The organism is Pseudoalteromonas sp. KJ63-1 (assembly GCF_055808145.1).
Genome location: NZ_CM147855.1, coordinates 450,137 through 469,456, shown reverse-complemented (window position 1 = coordinate 469,456; position 19,320 = coordinate 450,137). Strand labels below are relative to the sequence as shown.

Here is a 19,320-nt window from a genome sequence, read left to right as displayed (position 1 = left end):
CTTTTTACCCGTTAGGCTGCTTGAGTGTTGGTAACACTAAAGCCCTGTTGCTGCATATACTGTTGCCACTTATCAAGCGTGGCCGTTTTAGCAATAACAATAAACTGCTGTTCGTTGTTTTGATCTACTGCAGTAACAAACACATCACCACTTTGCGCGCCATAGCAAAGCTGCGCATCAGCAAGGCGTAACCCTGGGGTTAGTTTAAATGCCTCAACTAAGGTATCAAATGCATTGTCGCCTTTTAAAGTAAAGGTCGCTAAGTCGGTGCGTACCACAAAGTCGATATCGTATCTAAGCTGCTGCTCGTTAATGAGCGCTTGTAATTGCAGGCTAGCATTAACTGGAAGTACAAATCGAAAGGCCGTTTCGCTAAAGTAGTAAACGGCGTAGCTAAAATCAGAATTTAAATCGCCATCCAGTGTGCCTTTAAAGCCAAAGCCACTAGCGGTAAGTTTGGTGAGGTCATGACCTAAAATAGCACTTAAAAATACCGATGCTTCACTACCACTAAAGTCAATAACAACGTGATTGCTATCGGCTTGTAAGGCATTAATAACCGCGCTGTTAGCGTTGCTATGGCGGGCAAACATAATCGGGTTAAAAGTCATAACAAATACCTATCTATCTTTAATAGCAAAAGTATATTGCGCAAGCCTTACAACAACAAATTGTAATTACTTATCAATTGATAAATAATACTTATATATATAGCCATATAAATAGTAATTTTAAATATGAAAAACATTTCAACCGACAGTTTACGAACTTTTGTTATGGTGGTTGAGGTTGGTGGATTTGCCAAAGCAGGCGATTTACTTGGCCTTTCGCAACCTGCGGTGAGCTTACAAGTAAAACGTTTAGAAGATTTACTCGGCTATAAATTATTTAAAAAGCAGGGCCAACGACAAGTGCTCAACCAATATGGTGAGTTGTTACTGCCTATGGCAAAGCAAATGGTGCAGCATAACGATGCCATTTTACAGTTGTTCACATCAGAAAGTGTAACCGGTAAAGTGCGCTTGGGGATCCCTAGCGAATTTGCCGCGCGTATTTTGCCCTCCATTATTGGCGATTTTGTGGCGCTCTACCCTGAGGTATCACTTGAAGTAAAATCACGTTTAAGTAAACACCTACTCTCTGATGAGCGCCAAGATCAATTTGATTTAGTGTTAGCGCTTAACGAGCAACTTGACTCAGAAAAAATTCCTATTTTTATTCAAGACCAATTAGTGTGGGTGGGCGACCTATCACTGGCACAAAATGAAACGGTAACCTTAGTGACCGCCCCTGAGGGCTGTATTTATCGCCGCAGAGCAACTCAGGCGCTTGAAAAAGCAGGCATTAAATATCGTATTGTTTACAGTAATGCCGATTTAACCGGTTTAATTGCCGCGTTAAAAGAAGGCTTAGGTATAACAGTACTTGCAAAAAGTACCGTACCTAACGATTTAGCCTATCACTTACACACTAAACATTTACCTGCGCTTGGCAGTATAGGTATTAGTTTAGTGAAAACCGCCAGCGAACCTGAAAACGCGGTATTTAAACTCGCCGAATTTATTAAGCTGCGCTTAGGCTATCCCACGGCTTAAATAACTTGACCTCTGGATAATAAATCGAGCTCAAACACAGCTCAGGTTAAATTAACCGCCACCAGCCAGTACATTATGTTGGTTTTATAAAGCTAAGCTAAACACTTAGTTAAAAATGTTATAAAAACAGCGTGTTTTTACGGCAAATGTAAATATAACTAAAACTTAATAATATTGATTCTCATTCGTTAACATGTTTAAATTACGCCAATTTTAGTAGTTGAACTATTTTTAGGATAATCAATGTCACATAAATTTTTAGTTTCTTCGTTAACTGCAGCCGTAGCGCTGTCTTTGAGTGCAACAGCAATGGCCAAAGATGCCGGCGGCGTTGAACGCAATTTTGAACAAATTACCGTTATTGGTTCACAAGCAGCAATTAACGATATTCCAGGTTCTGCTACATTTATCTCTGATGAAGAATTGCAAAAATTCGAATTTACCGATATTTCTCGCGTATTAGCATCTGTACCAGGTGTATACGTTCAAGAAGAAGATGGCTATGGTCTGCGTCCTAACATTGGTATGCGTGGCACAGGTACTGGCCGTAACGATAAAATTTCAGTAATGGAAGACGGCGTACTCGTTGCACCGGCTCCTTACTCTGCACCATCGGCTTATTACTTCCCAACTATGGGTCGTATGGAGTCTATTGAAGTATTAAAAGGTGCTGCCTCAGTTAAATATGGCCCGCGCACTACCGGTGGTGTATTAAATTTACTTTCTCGCAGCTTACCAACTGAAGCAAATAGCTCTATGGGTATAGTTGACGCGGCACTTGGTAGCGATGGTTACTATAAAGGTCACGCTTACTTCGCTAAAGAAAAAAATAACACAGCGGGCTTAATTGAAGTGTTTTCTTACGGCGCTGATGGTTTTAAAGAATTACCAGTAGGCGATGACAACACTGGTTTTGAAAAAAATGACGTACTGGTAAAATTTGGCCATACCTTTGGTGAAAACGATGCCCACAACATTGAGTTTAAAGCTAAGTACTCTGAAGAAACATCAGACGAAACGTACATGGGCTTAACTAACGTCGATTACCAAGAAAATCCTAACCGTCGTTATGCTGCATCGCAAAATGATGAGATGAACACCCGTCATAATGCATACCAAGTAAACTATGCATACCGCTTTGGTGAAGGTTACGAATTTTTAGCAACCGCTTACTTAAATGACTTCCACCGTAACTGGTACAAAGCCAGTAAAGTAAGCGAAAGCTACCTTGAGCAATACAGTGAATTTGAAGCAAACCCAACGGCTGAAGGTATCGAAAACATCGGTGTTAAAGCTAATAACCGCGACTACCAAGCTAAAGGTGTGCAGTCTGAATTACACATTCCGGCGGGCGATCACTACATTACAGTTGGCGTACGTTACCACGAAGATGAAATGGATCGTTTCCAGTGGGAAGACAAATACACGCTTAATCAAGATTTAAGTATGACTCTTACCTCACAAGGCGCACCTGGCTCTAATAGCAATCGCTTAGACAGCGCAAAAGCAAGCACCCTATTTATTCAAGACGAATGGACAATGGATGCATTGGTAGTGAGTGCAGGTCTGCGTTATGAAGACATTACTATTACCCGTGAAGAATGGGCTAAATCAGATCCAACTCGTAGCATGGGCTTAACGAAGGATATTTCAAACGATACTGAAATTTTAGTACCGTCTTTAGGTGCTACTTACACACTTAACGATAACGTAACGTTACTTGCAGGCATTCAAAAAGGTTATGCACCCGCAGCGCCAGGCAATGCTGACCAAGACGAAGAAGAAAGCGTCAACATTGAGTTTGGTTCTCGTTTTAATGCAAACGGCTTTAACGGTGAAGTGATTGCATTCTACTCTGATTACGACAACATGCATGGTAACTGTACCGCATCAGTAGGTTGTAGCGACGACAACATTGGCGACCAATACAACTACGGTGAAGTAGAAGTATCAGGCTTTGAATTTAGCGCTGGTCGTACGTTTAATACTGCATCAGTTGCGTTCCCAGTTAAACTGACTTACACCTACACTGATTCAGAGTTTAAAAACACATTTGATTCAGAAATTTGGGGCTCTGTAGAAAAAGGCGATGCAATGCCTTACGTACCAGAAAACCAAGTTGCTTTATCGTTTGGTGCCGAAGTGAATAACTTTGTTGTTAATAGCCAAATACGTTACGTATCGGATGCACATGCTGACCTTTCTGACTCAGGCTTAAATGCGATTGATAGCCGTGTTGTATGGGATTTAGCTGCTAAGTACTTAATTGATGAAAATCAAAAAGTATACCTAAGCGTTGATAACCTGTTTGATAAAACCTACATTGCTAACCGCGCAAATGGCGGTATTCAACCTGGTAAGCCACGCTCAGTACAAATGGGTTACTCTTACAGCTTTTAATAAAGCGCTAACTTAAAAATACAAAAAAGCCGAGTTGATGTAATCAATCTCGGCTTTTTAATGCCTATAATCCCTATGTAATTAGCCTGTGCTTAGGCTAGTTAGGCTTAGGCTTAATTTGTTTCTGCGCGCTGGCGTAACACTTCAAATAAACAAATGCCGGTTGCTACCGATACATTTAAACTTGAAACCGTGCCTGCCATTGGGATTTTAACAAGCACATCACAATGCTCACGTGTTAAGCGGCGCATGCCCTCACCTTCAGCACCCATCACAATCGCCATTGGGCCTGTTAAGCTGGCATCAAATACATGTGTGTCGGTTTCACCGGCAGTACCTACAACCCAAACGCCCGCGTCTTTTATTTCACGCAATGTACGTGCAAGGTTAGTTACCTGAATAAGCGGTACCGTTTCTGCTGCGCCACAGGCCACTTTACGTGCTGTGCCATTAAGCTTTGCTGATTTGTCTTTAGGAACAATCACCGCATGTACGCCCGCTGCATCGGCACTACGTAAGCAAGCGCCTAAATTATGCGGATCGGTAATGCCATCAAGTACCAGTAAAAATGGCGTGTCTTCGCGTTCAATGATCTCATCGAGATCTTTTTCATTAAACACTCTCGCCGCTTTTACGTTGGCGATAATGCCTTGATGCTGTTCATCTTTCGCTTTGTTATCAAGCGCTTTTCGTTGCATAAACTGTACTGAAATACCAAACTGACGCGCTTGCTCAATCACAGGCGATAAACGCTTATCATCACGTCCCTTAAGGGCGTATATTTCTATAAAGCGCTCTGGCTCTTTTGCTAAAATTGCTTCAACAGAGTGAAAGCCAAAAATTAATTCATTACTCACGAATTGTTTGCTCCTGGGCTACTACGTTTACGGGCATTTTTACCTGGTCTTTTAGGCTTTTTGACCGCTTTCTTTTTGGTTTTTTTCTTCGCGGTGGTGTCATCCGCTTTTACTTTAGACTTACCGGCTGCCTTCGTTTTACCTGCAGGCTTTTTGCCATCTTTAGCTTTTTTACTGTCACTTGCTGACTTTTTGCCCGGTATTTTACCAGCTTTAAGTTGCGAGCGAACACTTGCTGGGGCATTCTTTTTTGGCGCACGACGACGCGCGTAACGATCTTGAGCCACATCGCCTTTAAGCGTTAAGTTAATTCGGCGTTCATCTAAGCTTACCGAGGCAACTTGCACAGTGACTTTATCGCCTAAACGATAAACCGTATGTGTGTGTTCACCCACCAAGCAATGTTTAGCCGCATCATGTTGGAAGTATTCATCACCTAAATTGGTAACATGAATTAATCCATCAATTTGCAAATCATCTAAACGAATAAATAAACCAAAATTAGTAACCGATGAAATAACCCCGTTAAACTCCGTGCCTACATGATCTTGCATGTATTCACATTTTAACCAATCGGCTACTTCACGGGTGGCATCGTCTGCGCGGCGCTCAGTAGTTGAACACTGCTCACCAAGTTGATCGACTTCATCATCGCTATAGGCGTATTCACCTGACGTTTGTTGACCTTGCGCTTTTAATACCGCTTTAATCGCACGGTGTACCACTAAATCGGGGTAACGGCGAATTGGCGAGGTAAAGTGCGCGTAGGCCGATAATGCTAAACCAAAGTGACCTATGTTATCTGGCTGATATACCGCTTGCTTCATTGAGCGAAGCAGCATGGTTTGAATAAGCTCAGCTTCAGGACGGTCCCCTAAACGAGCCAACACATGAGTGATCTCTTTCGGGGTTGGTTCGTCGCTTAGCGTGCTTTCAATACCTAGCTCAGTTAAAAACTGAGTAAAGTTACCCAGTTTTTCGCTATCGGGTTCATCATGTACCCTAAACAATGCACTTGCTTCGTGTTTCTCAAGTAGTTTAGCCGCCGAAACATTAGCTAAAATCATACATTCTTCAATCAGCTTGTGCGCATCGTTACGAATAACTGGCACAATAGATTCTATTTTACGCTGTGCATTAAATACAAAACGGGTTTCGAGCGTTTCAAATTCAATTGCACCACGCTCTTGGCGTGCTGCTTTTAATGCAATGTACATTTGCTGTAAGTCAGTTAAATGCGGCACTACAGCTGCGTATTCTTTACAAAGCTTTTCGTCATTTTGTAAAATGGCATTTACTTTGGTGTAGGTTAAACGAGCATGCGAATTCATTAGTGCTTCGTAAAACTTATAGCCCGACAGCTTACCCTCTTGCGATACGGTCATTTCTGCAACCATACACAAGCGGTCAACCTCAGGGTTAAGCGAACACAAACCGTTAGACAATACTTTTGGCAGCATTGGAATAACTTGCTCAGGGAAATACACTGAGTTACCGCGCTCTATCGCTTCTTTGTTAAGCGGCGTGTTCATACCTACGTAATGGGATACATCGGCAATAGCTACCCATAAACGCCAACCACCTGACTTTTTAGGTTCACAATAAACAGCGTCATCGAAGTCGCGAGCGTCTTCGCCATCAATAGTGACAAGTGGCAAGCCGCGTAAATCAACACGGCCTTGCTTATCGGCTTCTTCAACAAATTCACCTAAGTGGGCAACTTGTTGTTCAACCTCTTCTGGCCATACATGCGGAATATCGTGATTACGCAGCGCAACTTCAATTTCCATACCCGGCGCTAAATGCTCACCTAATACGTCAATCACTTTACCTACCGCATTCATGTTACGGCTTGGGTTTTGAGTTATTTGCACTTGCACCATTTGGTTGTGGCGTGCGCCTTTTTCGTTACCCGGTAAAATAATAATATCTTGGGTAATGCGCGGATCTTCAGCAACCACAACGGCAATACCATGCTCAACAAAATAGCGGCCAACAATAGGCGCTCGCTCATTAGTAAGCACTTTAATAATACGGGCATCGCATTTTGAGCCTGAACCACGCTTAGTGCCTTTCGCAAGAACGATGTCACCGTGTAGCACCATATTCATTTGATGCTTGGCAATAAACCAGTCTTTGCTCTCGCCTTCAACTTCTAAAAAGCCAAAACCGTCTCTGTGGCCGACAACTTTGCCTTTGGTTAAACCGGCTTCGTCAATCAGGGCATAACATTTAAATTTATTAAAATACAATTGCCCGTCGCGCTCCATGGCACGAAGTCGGCGCTTAAATGCTATTTGTCGTTCTTCATCGTTGACCGCGAGTTCTTCGCATAGTTGCGTGTAATTAGCAGGTTTTGAACGCTCTTGAAGGTGAGTAAGTATAAACTCACGACTAGGGACTGGGTTTTCGTACTTTTCTTGTTCTCGACTGAGATTTGGATCTTGGTTTGACATTCACTATCTTGTTAGTTGGTTATGTAAGCATTTTAACTCATATACTCGAAATGAGACAGGTAAAAGCCATTAAACTTTTAATAAAGCGTTATTAGCTTTTGCATTTTGTAGCAATGTAACTAAATAACACTTAACACCTACTTAATTAATGCACATAAAAGTGAGTAAATTAGCTGTGCTGATGTTTACTCACTTTTATAAAAACAGCTTATTTTTGCTGTAGTTTCTTCCACAATAGCGTGCTGATGTTTTCAATAAAAGCCGAGTCTTGTGCAGCCATAACATCGAGTATTAGTTTGTTCATTTGGGTTTTGTTTTGAGCGTATATCCAACGATTTTTATTAAAGCTTTGCGCAAACTCTAACACACCCGTTTGCAAGGCTTGCTCATCAGCAAAAATCGCTTCTACCACATTTTGTTGTAGCAGTTTATGCGCGTCAACACGCTCGCCAGTCATAGCTAAGCGGTTAAAAAATTGCGGATTAATCGCTTTATTAATAATCGGAAACATAGACGGTACAAACGGTACCAGTACATCAACTTCAGGAAAGCAGAAAAAGCCTTTGTCAGATTTCATAAACCGAAAATCACAGGCACATGCCAACACCGAGCCATTACCATAAGTGTGCCCGTTTAGTGCAGCAATGATAGGCATAGGAAACGTCACTATGCGTTTAAATAACTGCCCTATCGAATTCATAAAATCGGCAATAACTGCAGGCGTGTTATCTGAACTTGCCATCCACTGTAAATCTATTCCCAATGACCAGCTTTTATCGCTGCTTGAGGTTAATACTACGGCGTTAATATCGCCATTGGCTTCTATGCTATCTAAGTGTTGATTAAGTTCAGCTATAAAACTAGGGTTATGGCGGTTTTCAGCGGTATTCATGGTAAGTATTGCCACGTTTTGCTCAGTGGTAATTTTTATTAATGCGGTCATTCGAGCCTCTTTGAGTGCATTTAGCTGCGCTTTTAGCACTTTTCGTTACTTTTATAGTTATGCACTGAATAGTAATACGTTGTATAAAATTTATAAAGTGCCTATTTTTGTAATCATTAAAGAAGTTATTTATAACCATCCCTTTTGCCGAGCGATACGCGCTGCATCTATCCTGTTTGTGGCATTGAGCTTTGCAATCGCATCAGATAAATAATTACGCGTTGTCCCTTCACTTATATAGAGCTGCTTAGCTATTTCGCTGGTTTTTAAGCCATCACTTGCAAGCTTTAAGGCTTTACGCTCTTTATCTGTGAGTGGGTCGGCATCGTCTAGGGCATTAATGGCAAGTTCTGGGTCAATCACCTTTTGCCCTTGCATTACTTTTTTTAACGCGTTTATTAGCTCTTCGCTGGGTGCTTCTTTTAAAATAAAACCTTTAACACCCGCATTCAAAGAGCGCCTAATATAACCAGCACGTGAAAAAGTGGTCATAATTACCATATTAATTGCAGGATATTTAGCGGCTATTTGCTCACTAAGCTCAATGCCATTTATGCTTGGCATTTCTATATCCGTTAAAATGATATCTGGATGTAAGTCTTTACTAAGCGCGCTGATTTCATTTAACGCATCTCGCCCATTACATGCTTGACCAATTACCTCAATATTAAAGTCGAGGCTTAATAAAGCGGCAACTGCGTCACGCACCAGCGCTTGATCTTCAACTAAATATACTTTGATCATTTTAAATCCTCAGCACTTAATGGCAGTACAACGTTTAAAGTAAATGTATCGCCACAGGTAAATTTTGCACTGCCGTTTAATTGCTCTGCTCGCTCTTTAATGCCATTTAAACCATTTCCCGCTTTTAATGTGGTGCATGGCGCGTTATCATTAACGGCAATAAGTAATTGCCGTTTTGTTTGTTCTATATTAATAGAACCGATTTTTGTGCTGCTATGGCGTAATAAATTAGTCACTGACTCTTTAATAATAAGACTCGCAATGCCCTCAACCTTGGCAGGTAACGTCGCTAAATTAACGTTAAATTTTATGTTAAAGCCTTGCTCTTTGAGTGTTTGTTTTAGCTGTGTTATTTGGCTGTTTAAGTTGAGCTGCTTTAAATTACTTACCGCGTTTCGTACATCACTCAGTAACTGTCTTGCAAGATCTGCTACTTGGGCTATTTCGTTATTAGCCTGCGCGTATCGTTCACCTTGATTTAGTTTATTCGCAAGTTCAGCTTTTAAAGCTATTGATGACAGTGAGTGACCTAAAATATCATGTAAATCTCGGGCTATGCGTTCACGCTCAGCAATGGCTGCTAGTTGCTCAAATTGCTTTGCGCTTTCTTGTTCGCGCTTTTTATGTTCGCGCTCTCTTTTTGCCGCAATCCCATAGCTAAATAAGGCGGCACATAAAAGTAAAGCCACCGCTAAAAAGTACTCAACCTTTGCTATATCACCTACATATGAACTTAGTAAAACAGTTAAAATTATCGCTAATGCGGCATAAACTCTTTGATAATTACTATATGTATAGCCCGCTACATAAGCTATAAAACCAAATAAGGTTGGTGTACCAGCAGTATAAAAAGTAGCACTAAAACACACCAGTAACATAGCAATAAATAACTTAGTTACTCCCCTATTTTTGCAATTTATTGCTTTTACATATAATAATATAAACGCAATATAAAAGGCTAAAGACAAGGTAATTTGATGAGCCGTAAAGTTGGCAAAATCAATGATCATCGGGAGTAAATAAAAACCGGTAAAAACTAAATGACCATATTTCCAAAAAGCACTTCTAATTGTATTTTGGACGCGTTCGTTGTTTATTATTTCCATCATTAATTTAACCACCTTGTACTTTAAGACCTATAATACCGATAAGGATCAATCCAATACAGCCAATCTGGAGAAAAGATAACGGCTCTTTAAACCATACAAAGCTCATAATCGTTACACCTAAAGTACCGATACCTACCCAAACAGCATAACTAACACCTAAAGGTAAAAACTTTAAAGCATATGATAAAAATGCAAAGCTTATCCACATAGATAAAAAGGTAATTATACTTGGCCATAGTTTAGTAAAGCCATTGGATTGTTTCATAAAAATCGCCCATACAACCTCGAAAATCCCCGCGATCAGTAAACTGATCCATGCTGCAGTATTCATAAGTTTTACTCCTACATTTTAACGTTTGTGGTATTACTTAATAACTTAACTATCCCTTTTAATAGAGAATCAATGTAGTGTAAGTTGTCATGAATAATACTGACTATTGTCATCAAACACAGCGCATTTTTTAAAGAAGGTTTATCGATGCAACCCCAACAACAAAGCTTAATTTACTTACATATTGCTGTCCTTTTATTTGGCGGTACCGCCTTATTCGCAAAGCTAATTGGTTTAAATGCATTAGATATTACCGCTTATCGCGCGGCTATCGCTGGGGTGGCAATTTGTGTGCTACTGACTTTGCAAAAAAACCAATTAAGCTGCATCACGCCAAAGATTATGTGATTGCCATTTTATTAGGCGTTGCCGTAGGTATTCACTGGGTAACCTACTTTGCAGGCATGCAATTGGCGGGAATTACCGTGGGCATGTTAGCTTTTTTTACCTATCCCGTAATCACGGTATTTTTAGAGCCTCTATTTAATAAAAGTAAGCCCAAAGCAAAAGATATAATAAGCGCTGTGGTGGTGATTATTGGCATTTATTTATTGATCCCGAGCGTTAATTTAGGCGATGACATCACTTTAGGTGTTGTGACGGGGGTGGTATCAGCGTTGTTTTTTGCTATTCGTAATATTACCCATAAACGCTACTTTAGTGAGTATGGTGGACCGCAAACCATGTTTTATCAAACGTTAGTGGCAAGCCTGATGCTATGTGCTTTTATTGAAGTACCCATAACACAAATTAATGACACTGATTTAATATTGCTGCTTATTGCCGGTGTGGTGTTTACTGCGATGCCGCATTCGTTATTTGCAGCGAGTTTAAAACATTTATCAGCAGCGACCGCTGGATTGATTTCTTGCTTACAGCCCCTTTATGGCACAATACTAGCTATAATTATTTTGCACGAACGCCCCTCAGTGATGACCCTGATTGGTGGCGCACTGATTGTTAGTGCTGCGTGCTTTGAAACTTGGTCAATCTCACGGAAAAAGCAGCCATGAAAATATTTGCTCATAGAGGCACAAGCACACACTTTCCTGAAAATACGCATAGCGCCATTATGGCGGCGTTAAAAGCAAATGTAGATGGCATTGAGGTTGATGTACAAAGCGCACTTGATGACTACGTGATTATTCATGATACCTACTTAGATAGAACCACTAATGGTAAAGGTAAAGTGTGCGACCTAAGCGCTCAGCAAATTCAACAATTTGATGCGGGAAATGGTGAGCAAGTGCCTACCCTGCAGCAATTAATTGACTGGAATAATAACCAAACCTTACTTAATTTAGAGCTAAAACATACTTTTGAACTAGAAAAGTTTGCTGCGCAACTAGAAGTGAATATTACTGCGAATAAGATATCAGCAGACAATATTTTAGTTTCATCATTTAATCATCATCAACTACACTGGCTAAAGAGCCGTTTACCTTGGCTTAAAATTGGCGCACTTACTGCATCAATTCCATTGCAGTATGCGAAGTTTGCTGAAGACTTACAGGCCTTTAGCATTCATGTTGACAAAAACTTCATGAACAAGTCGTTTGTTGACGATGCCAAACTGCGCGGCTTAAAGGTATTTGCCTACACCGTAGATGAAGTTGAAGATATTAAACTAATGCTTGCCTGTGGCGTTGATGGCATTTTTACTAACGACCCTGAACGAACTAAGCATTATTTGGCGCAATTAAATGAACTATAACTAATTATTTAATTGCTATTTATGCCATAAAAACAATAATTTAGTAGGTCACTATTTAATGAGTAGCTATATGCGTATTTATAACTTTTTAGAACAAACTCTGTTTTTTACCTTAACCCGAAAAATAGTAGGTAATTTAAGCTTTGTATTTTTATTTCAAGCTATTACATTATTTTGGTTACACAGTACCCTCTCAGAAAGCCAACAGAGCACAGGGCTATTTTGGACATTAACCCTGCTGATTGTTGCCGGTTTTATATTTACTATTTTTTATATGCGCTTTTTAATTGTGCGCCCGGTAAAAGCCATGCGTGATACGTTGATTAATATTAATCAACAAGATGCCAACTTAGCTGCCAAACTTCCTCATTTTACTTTCGATGAATTTAGAGATTTAAGTGAACAATATAATCAGTTTACTACGCATTTAAACAGCTTATTAAGTACGACCTACAGCAGCGCTCAGGAAAGCGTGCAAAGTAATAGCCAAGTAACGCAATCAATGCAGCACACAGAGCAGCTAAGCGAACAGCAAATTAATTTAAGCCACACCATAATTAATGCCAGCAACCAAATTACCCAAAGCCTGCAAGATATAGTAAGTAACACTGATAGCGTACATCAGGTAAATAATGAACATCTTAGTTTTGTTAAGCTCTCTGCGAGCGAACTGTCAAAACTGGTTGAACAGGTGAGACTTATTAATGAAATGCTGGGTAGTTTTTCTAAAACGATTGCAGGCTTAAAAGAGAACAGTGAAAACATTCGTAGCATTTTAAAAATGGTAGAAGAGTTTTCTGATCAAACTAACTTATTAGCGCTTAATGCGGCAATTGAAGCAGCGCGAGCCGGAGAGGCAGGGCGAGGTTTTGCCGTTGTTGCCGATGAGGTTCGTACCCTATCGGTTAAAGTAAGTGACGCTACCCGCCAGATTAGTGATTTTATTACCCAAATGAATGAGCTGGTTAATGAAACCAATAAAGAGTCGCTACAGTTAATTAACCACTCTAATAACGCGCAAACTGCAATCAATAATACCTCTGAAGGTTTTGGAAAAATGCTCAATGAATTTGAGCATAATCAGCAGCAGTTACAGCAAATAGCTAACGCGGTTCATTTACTTGAAGATACGCAAAACCAAACCCATGAATCGGTTGAACAAATTGTGGCACTTGGCGAACAAGCAAAGCAACAAATAGACACCGCATTGCATGACTCTGAGCAGTCACAAAAACTGAGTCAACAAACCCAACAACAGCTAAAGCGTTTTGTAGACTAGGGCCTGACTAGTTTTACCCAAGCCGCGATTATGCTAAATTACGCGGCTTAGAATATAACTGTGTGAAGCATGTGAGCGACGTCAATCTAAATTATGAACAGCTAGCCCAACAAATAAAGCAATGGGGTCAACAACTTGGCTTTAGTGAAGTGGGTATTACTGACATTGATTTAACTAAGCATGAAGCACAGCTTCAGCGATGGCTTGACTCGGGTTATCATGGCTCAATGGATTATATGGCAGCCCATGGTATGAAGCGCGCTCGCCCTAGTGAGCTAGTACCCGGAACACAGCGGGTTATTTCAGTTAAAATGAATTACCTCCCACCTGATTCTGGCTTTGCTAAAAACCTTAAAAGTACCGAAAAAGCCTATATCAGCCGATATGCCCTTGGCCGTGACTACCATAAGTTGATGCGCAACCGAATCAAACAGTTAGGTAAAAAAATTGAACAACATGTAGGTGATTATAGCTTTAGGCCTTTTGTTGATTCAGCCCCTGTACTTGAACGTCAACTCGCTGAAAAAGCGGGATTAGGCTGGCGCGGAAAGCATTCTTTACTGATAAATAAAGAGGCGGGCTCCTGGTTCTTTTTAGGCGAGCTTTTTGTCGACTTGCCTTTACCTATTGATAACGAAAACACTTTTGAGGGCTGCGGCAAATGCGTTGCCTGCATAACACTTTGCCCTACTGGCGCTATTGTAGAACCTTATGTGGTTGATGCGCGCAAGTGCATTTCGTATTTAACTATAGAGCATCAAGGGCCTATTCCTGAGCAATACAGAACATTAATGGGAAATCGCATCTATGGCTGTGACGATTGCCAATTAGTATGCCCATGGAACCGCTATGGACAAATTACCGACGAGGCTGACTTTCACCCTCGTACACAATTAAAAAACAAAGATTTACTCGAGTTATTTGCTTGGGATGAAACTACCTTTTTAAAAAATACCGAAGGCAGTCCAATCCGCCGCATTGGCCATGAACGTTGGCTACGAAATATAGCCGTTGGCTTAGGAAACGCAGATTTTAGCCCAGCGATTATCTCAGCACTCGAAGATAAGCGCCAAACGGTAAATGACATGGTGGGTGAGCATATAAATTGGGCACTCGCCCAGCAACACGATAAACAAAGACAAAAGTTGCGTAAAACAGCACGGCTAATTCGTATAGTTGAAAAAGGCTTACCCAGAGACGCATAAGCCTTTTACCTTTTTAACCTCCTCTGCGATCTCTTAGCTCTCTTTGTGCATAATTTACTAATATATGATTTAACACAGAGAAGAAAATGAGGAGTAAATGAGAAGCCACAATTAAAGTACATATTTTAGTTAATCTGTAGCGCACACCTTTGGTATTTAACCTTTAAAAGACGCGACATAAAGTCGCTGCTACAGGTTAATTTGTCTAATCGTAGCAAGGAGTTTACCCCGCGCCTCGCAGCCCGTAGCCCGCACCTTTAGCCTTTCAACAATAAAGCGAGATCTTGCTCTATCTCTGCGAACGCTTTTTTAACCTGATCAACAGATTCTTGGCGTGCCACCGAATTTTGAATCGTTTCGTCGACCTTTTTGTAAATAAACACTTCCTGGTCTTCATCGAGTCCCATGGTTGGGATCCGCTCTTCTAACTCCTCTTGAAGTTGTTTAAATACTTTTTCGTTATTTATCCGGCTGTCGTTAAGCAATCCAATTAAACTATGAAATTTACTGTGAACAGTACTCGCCACTTTGTTTAATCGCTCTTGCTGCGAAACCAACATTTTCTTAGTAGTAATGGCGCGCAATTGCTGCTCGGTTACACTTACAATAAAACAAATATGATCACGTATACGTCCATGCTTCTGCTCATCTTGTTCTGGCATATTCAAAATCAATAAACTGACAAACTCGTAATTAACCAAAATACGATGAGAAAACTCATGTAACCGACCTTTGTTTTTAAGCATTTCAAATAACTCAATCACAATCGGCGAACACACACCGTTTAAAGCAAAGTGCGATTTGGTGTCGTTACATCTAAATTCAATATTACTTTGCAGACCAAACGCCTGTAAGCACTCTACTAATGCCTTACCTAACTCCTCAACATCGTTGATAAAACCGATATTTTCAACATAGTTAACTATTTGACCCATTTCACTGCTATTTGCCATAGCATCAAAAGCGGTTGAGGTAGCTTCTTTCACTTGCTTTTCAAGCTGTTGTTTTTCTATTAATACTTGATTTAACTTAGTCAGCTTTTGCTTTAGTTCATCGTGGCCAAACGGTTTTACAATATAGTCTTCAGCACCTACTGAATAACCTTCCATACGTTCCTCAACAGTCCCCCTTGCCGATACAAACATCACTATAATATCTTGTGTTTTAGGGTTCACTTTGAGCTCTTTACATACTTCGTAACCATTCATTTTTGGCATACTTACATCAAGTAAGATAACCTGCGGCATATACTCTTCAACCATGCCCAAGCATTCCGGACCACTCGAAGCCAGTTTCAGTTCAAAATCTAATTCCTCTAGAATTTCTTCTATTATTTCGAGGTTAAATGGTTCATCGTCGACTGCAAGAATTTTAGTTAAAGCCATAATTTTTCGTCCATATAAATCGTATTCATTAAAACAATTCGGTTATTAGCTACTATTTTTCACTAATTGCTCATCGGCTAAATATTCATCGAGGTTTATTTCCAAAGGAACCTGAATGCTTATGGTTGCCCCACCTAGTTCGTTATTACAGGCTTTTATAGTTCCTTGATGTAAAGAAACAAATTCACGGCACAACGTAAGTCCTAATCCTGTACCTCCTGCACCACTATTTGTTTTGCTGCTTTGCACAAATTTTTGAAAAACAGTTTCAAGTTCGTCTTCTGGTATACCTACTCCGCTGTCTATTACTTCAATATTTGCACAGCCACTACCTGTTTCCAATATAACTTCAATAGTGCTATGTTTGTTACTGAACTTTAATGCGTTACTCAAGACGTTTCTAAGCACCTGATTAATTTGTTCTTCATCGCATTGTGCTACAACTGGTGGGTTATCTGATTTAAATGCAATCTTGATATCTTTTTCCATGGCAATCCCACCAACATCATCAATGCTTGTTTTAACAATAGTCGTTAAATCGCATGCACGGGGGTTAAAGGGAAATTTACCTACATCTAATTTCGACAAATCAAGTAGATTGTTAAGTAATGATAGTAACCTTTGCCCACTTGATTCGATTCGAGTTAAGTATTTTAAAAGCTTATCTTTACTAAAATCATCATCTTCAAGCTTACTGATACCAAAACGTGAAAAACTTAGTATAGAATGCATTGGCGTTCTTAGCTCATGTGACATATTAGCTAAAAATTCTGATTTACTTAAATTAGCTGCTTCAGCAATATTTTTCGCATGCTCAAGTTGTGAGGTGCGCGCTCTTACTTGCTCCTCTAGAAGATCTTTTGCCTCAAGTAATAAATCTTCTTTTTGTTTTAAATGAGTTACATTTTTAAAAATAACCGCTAACGCTATCTCACCATGATGGTCAATCTCATTAAATGAGCCAACGAGTGGAATTTTACTCCCATCTTTACAGACGATATGTAAGTCGCAACTAAATTGCCTATTACTGTTTAGGGTAGATATTTTATCTTTTATTATCTGTACTGAGTCGTCATCTAAAAAGTGAAATAACGAGTGAGCAATGAGTTTCTTAAACTGTAAATTGAATAGCTTTAAGCACGCATCGTTGGCCTCTACTATTTTGCCTTTACGTTCAAAAAGTAAGATTGGATCGGGAGTATTTTTAAAAATAACTTGCAGTAAGCTGTCTTTTTCAATGAGTACATCTACTGTGTCTTGCAGCCTTTCAACTAACTCTGCGTTATGACGTTTGAGCAATTCGGTTTGCCACAACTTATGAACTGCTTGCAATAAAACATTATCATCAAGTGGCTTAATTAAAACGTCTTCAACACCTTGGCGAATTGCTTCAATCATAGAAACCTGAGCGGGACGCGAGGTCAATAATAAGCAGCGGCTATGCGGTTGTATCTGCTTGAGGCTGGTAAATATATTTAAGCCGAGCCCTTCTTTTAGACCAAAGTCACTAATTAAAATATCAATCATTCTGAGTTTAGCAATATTAAGCGCCTCATCATGATTTGTCGCTGTATATACCTCTATGTGTGCACCTACTAAACTACTTTTTAGCATTTCTAAACGCTCATTAACATGATCAACTAACAAAATAGTAGGCAGTTTAAAAATATGGTCAGGGCCAATTTCTAGTAGCCCTTCAATAAATGAGGTGATTTCTTTATTAGAATAAAATGGATAAATAATCGTTGCATTTGGAACAAGCTCGTTTAATTTACCAAATGCATCAAGCAGCTCACCACTTTCAGCCTTGGGAGCTAAAAGTAAAAATGATTGGCGGGTCGCTTGTTTTACCAACGAAGCAACCAGACTTGTTGGTGTTCCTTGTGAAAAGGCAAGCATATCGTACGCATCTATGTTGCTACTTTGATCAAACATAGAATAATGAACTAATTCAACTTCACAACCAATTAGCTCAAGCAGTACTTTTAAGCGCATAGCAATCATGCTACTGCTATCAATGATAAGTATTTTTTGCGCCATTTATATACACTTAAAAGAGTTTAGGGAAACGTCTTTTCAGCATAGTATAGAATTTTTAGTTTGGCATAATCGTCTAAATAAATGTATTTTTGCTTGCCCATGGTTATGGGGTCACATTAAATGCTTACCAAAAATGGTTAGGCTATATAGCTGGTTATCCATTCTTGCAACATTGGGCAGCTCTCCCCACACCGCAAAGTCAAAATGCTTAAACAATTTAATGCTCGGTTCGTTATGGCTAAAAATAAATCCGAGTAACACTTCAATACCGAGATTTTGTGCTTGTTGTTGTGCAAATTGCATCAGCTTTTTACCCAACCCCTTTCCTTGGGCTGCAGCCGTAATATAGATGCTTATTTCAACGGTGCCATCATAAGCTGGGCGCCCATAAAACGATTTATAACTAACCCAGGCTAATACTTGGTCATTTTCGCAGTAAACGAAAATAGGTCTTTTAGCTGTGTGGCTATCAAACCAAGATTGTTTATCAGCAACAGTTACCTCTTCGGTATCGGCGGTTACCATTCGACTAGGGATAGTTTCATTGTAAATGGCAACAATAGCAGTTAAATCATCAGGTTTAGCTAAACGTATAGTCATAGAAAATAAGTAAAATTGATCAATTTCGCCTATAGTAGCGTATGATAAGTTACATAAACACCCATCAAATCGCATTCAAGGTAGCCGCATGATAAGAAAAATAATATTCGGATTAACATTGGCCCTAGGCTGTACGTCTATGAACACTAATGCCGCAGTCACCAACAACCCTTCAGCTAAAGCTGATAACTGCGATGACTTCACAAATGTGTCACTTAGAAAGCTTCGCTCAACCGACACACTTAATCTATGTGAATTTAAAAATAAGCCATTGTTGATTGTAAATACTGCCAGCAATTGCGGCTTTACTTCTCAGTTTGAAGGGCTAGAAACGCTTTATAATAAATATAAAGATCAAGGCCTAGTCGTGCTGGGATTCCCATCTGATGATTTTTTTCAAGAAGAAAATGACGAAAAAGATACGGCTAAAGTGTGTTATGTAAATTATGGCGTTACTTTCCCCATGTTAGCCACCAGCGCAGTGCGTGGTAGTGATGCCAACCCTATTTTTAAGCACTTAAACGCACAAACTAGTTCACCTAACTGGAATTTTTATAAATACGTGGTTTCAGCAGATCGTCAAACAGTGACTCGCTTTAACAGCCGCGTTACACCTGATTCACCAAAATTAGAAAGCGCCATTAAAAGTGCATTTTAATTTT

General features: G+C 39.9%; 16 protein-coding genes and 1 pseudogene. 7 read left to right on the top strand and 10 right to left on the bottom strand.

Annotated features, from left to right (window positions below; translation table 11 throughout):
- Positions 1–11: 11 nt before the first annotated feature.
- Positions 12–611, bottom strand: a complete 600-nt coding sequence (locus AC0L7Q_RS02210) for a hypothetical protein (RefSeq protein ID WP_008112435.1) — start codon at positions 609–611, stop codon at positions 12–14.
- A gap of 126 nt (positions 612–737) precedes the next feature.
- On the opposite strand from AC0L7Q_RS02210, the gene AC0L7Q_RS02205 reads away from it, so the two are divergent.
- Together AC0L7Q_RS02205 and AC0L7Q_RS02200 are read left to right on the top strand one after the other, a co-directional pair.
- Positions 738–1,595 carry a LysR family transcriptional regulator gene (locus AC0L7Q_RS02205; protein WP_413401258.1) on the top strand — a complete coding sequence of 286 codons (858 nt, stop codon included), beginning with the start codon at positions 738–740 and terminating at the stop codon, positions 1,593–1,595.
- Positions 1,596–1,838: 243 nt separating this feature from the next.
- Positions 1,839–3,995 carry a TonB-dependent receptor family protein gene (locus AC0L7Q_RS02200; RefSeq protein ID WP_413401257.1) on the top strand — a complete coding sequence of 719 codons (2,157 nt, stop codon included), beginning with the start codon at positions 1,839–1,841 and terminating at the stop codon, positions 3,993–3,995.
- A gap of 113 nt (positions 3,996–4,108) precedes the next feature.
- Here the strand turns inward: AC0L7Q_RS02200 and rlmB are convergent, their stop codons facing one another.
- The 6 genes from rlmB to AC0L7Q_RS02170 form a co-directional block, all read right to left on the bottom strand.
- The gene (gene rlmB / locus AC0L7Q_RS02195; RefSeq protein WP_008112440.1) at positions 4,109–4,852 is read right to left on the bottom strand and encodes a 23S rRNA (guanosine(2251)-2'-O)-methyltransferase RlmB; all 744 of its coding nucleotides are present in this window, start codon (positions 4,850–4,852) and stop codon (positions 4,109–4,111) included.
- Positions 4,849–7,308 carry a ribonuclease R gene (gene rnr / locus AC0L7Q_RS02190; RefSeq protein ID WP_413401256.1) on the bottom strand — a complete coding sequence of 820 codons (2,460 nt, stop codon included), beginning with the start codon at positions 7,306–7,308 and terminating at the stop codon, positions 4,849–4,851. The genes rlmB and rnr overlap by 4 nt, the downstream gene beginning before the upstream one ends.
- A 208-nt stretch (positions 7,309–7,516) precedes the next feature.
- Entirely contained in the window at positions 7,517–8,251 is a 735-nt protein-coding gene (locus AC0L7Q_RS02185) for an enoyl-CoA hydratase/isomerase family protein (RefSeq protein WP_413401255.1), read from the bottom strand.
- 129 nt (positions 8,252–8,380) lie between these two features.
- Entirely contained in the window at positions 8,381–8,995 is a 615-nt protein-coding gene (locus AC0L7Q_RS02180) for a response regulator transcription factor (RefSeq protein ID WP_178954990.1), read from the bottom strand.
- On the bottom strand, positions 8,992–10,104 hold the full coding sequence (locus tag AC0L7Q_RS02175) for a sensor histidine kinase (protein WP_413401254.1): 1,113 nt from the start codon (positions 10,102–10,104) through the stop codon (positions 8,992–8,994). The genes AC0L7Q_RS02180 and AC0L7Q_RS02175 overlap by 4 nt, the downstream gene beginning before the upstream one ends.
- A 4-nt stretch (positions 10,105–10,108) precedes the next feature.
- Entirely contained in the window at positions 10,109–10,435 is a 327-nt protein-coding gene (locus tag AC0L7Q_RS02170; RefSeq protein ID WP_409424659.1) for a DMT family transporter, read from the bottom strand.
- Positions 10,436–10,582: 147 nt separating this feature from the next.
- Here AC0L7Q_RS02170 and AC0L7Q_RS02165 point away from each other — a divergent pair.
- From AC0L7Q_RS02165 to queG, 4 genes and pseudogenes are all read left to right on the top strand, one after another.
- Positions 10,583–11,448: pseudogene (locus tag AC0L7Q_RS02165) on the top strand (DMT family transporter).
- Positions 11,445–12,149, top strand: coding sequence for a glycerophosphodiester phosphodiesterase (locus AC0L7Q_RS02160; RefSeq protein WP_409424658.1), 705 nt, complete (start codon positions 11,445–11,447; stop codon positions 12,147–12,149). The pseudogene AC0L7Q_RS02165 and the gene AC0L7Q_RS02160 overlap by 4 nt, the downstream one beginning before the upstream one ends.
- A gap of 58 nt (positions 12,150–12,207) precedes the next feature.
- Positions 12,208–13,428, top strand: coding sequence for a methyl-accepting chemotaxis protein (locus tag AC0L7Q_RS02155; RefSeq protein ID WP_413401252.1), 1,221 nt, complete (start codon positions 12,208–12,210; stop codon positions 13,426–13,428).
- 71 nt (positions 13,429–13,499) lie between these two features.
- Complete coding sequence (gene queG, locus AC0L7Q_RS02150) at positions 13,500–14,633, top strand: tRNA epoxyqueuosine(34) reductase QueG (protein ID WP_413401251.1); 1,134 nt, start codon at positions 13,500–13,502, stop codon at positions 14,631–14,633.
- A 257-nt stretch (positions 14,634–14,890) separates the two neighbouring features.
- On the opposite strand, the gene AC0L7Q_RS02145 is transcribed toward queG, so the two are convergent.
- From AC0L7Q_RS02145 to AC0L7Q_RS02135, 3 genes are all read right to left on the bottom strand, one after another.
- Complete coding sequence (locus tag AC0L7Q_RS02145; RefSeq protein ID WP_413401250.1) at positions 14,891–16,018, bottom strand: response regulator; 1,128 nt, start codon at positions 16,016–16,018, stop codon at positions 14,891–14,893.
- A gap of 45 nt (positions 16,019–16,063) precedes the next feature.
- Positions 16,064–18,058 (bottom strand): hybrid sensor histidine kinase/response regulator, encoded by a 1,995-nt coding sequence (locus AC0L7Q_RS02140; RefSeq protein WP_413401249.1) that lies wholly within the window; start codon positions 18,056–18,058, stop codon positions 16,064–16,066.
- 111 nt (positions 18,059–18,169) lie between these two features.
- Positions 18,170–18,658: a GNAT family N-acetyltransferase gene (locus AC0L7Q_RS02135; RefSeq protein WP_409424653.1), complete on the bottom strand. Its 489-nt coding sequence runs from the start codon at positions 18,656–18,658 to the stop codon at positions 18,170–18,172.
- A gap of 88 nt (positions 18,659–18,746) precedes the next feature.
- On the opposite strand from AC0L7Q_RS02135, the gene AC0L7Q_RS02130 reads away from it, so the two are divergent.
- Entirely contained in the window at positions 18,747–19,316 is a 570-nt protein-coding gene (locus AC0L7Q_RS02130) for a glutathione peroxidase (protein ID WP_409424652.1), read from the top strand.
- The last annotated feature ends 4 nt before the right edge of the window (positions 19,317–19,320 follow it).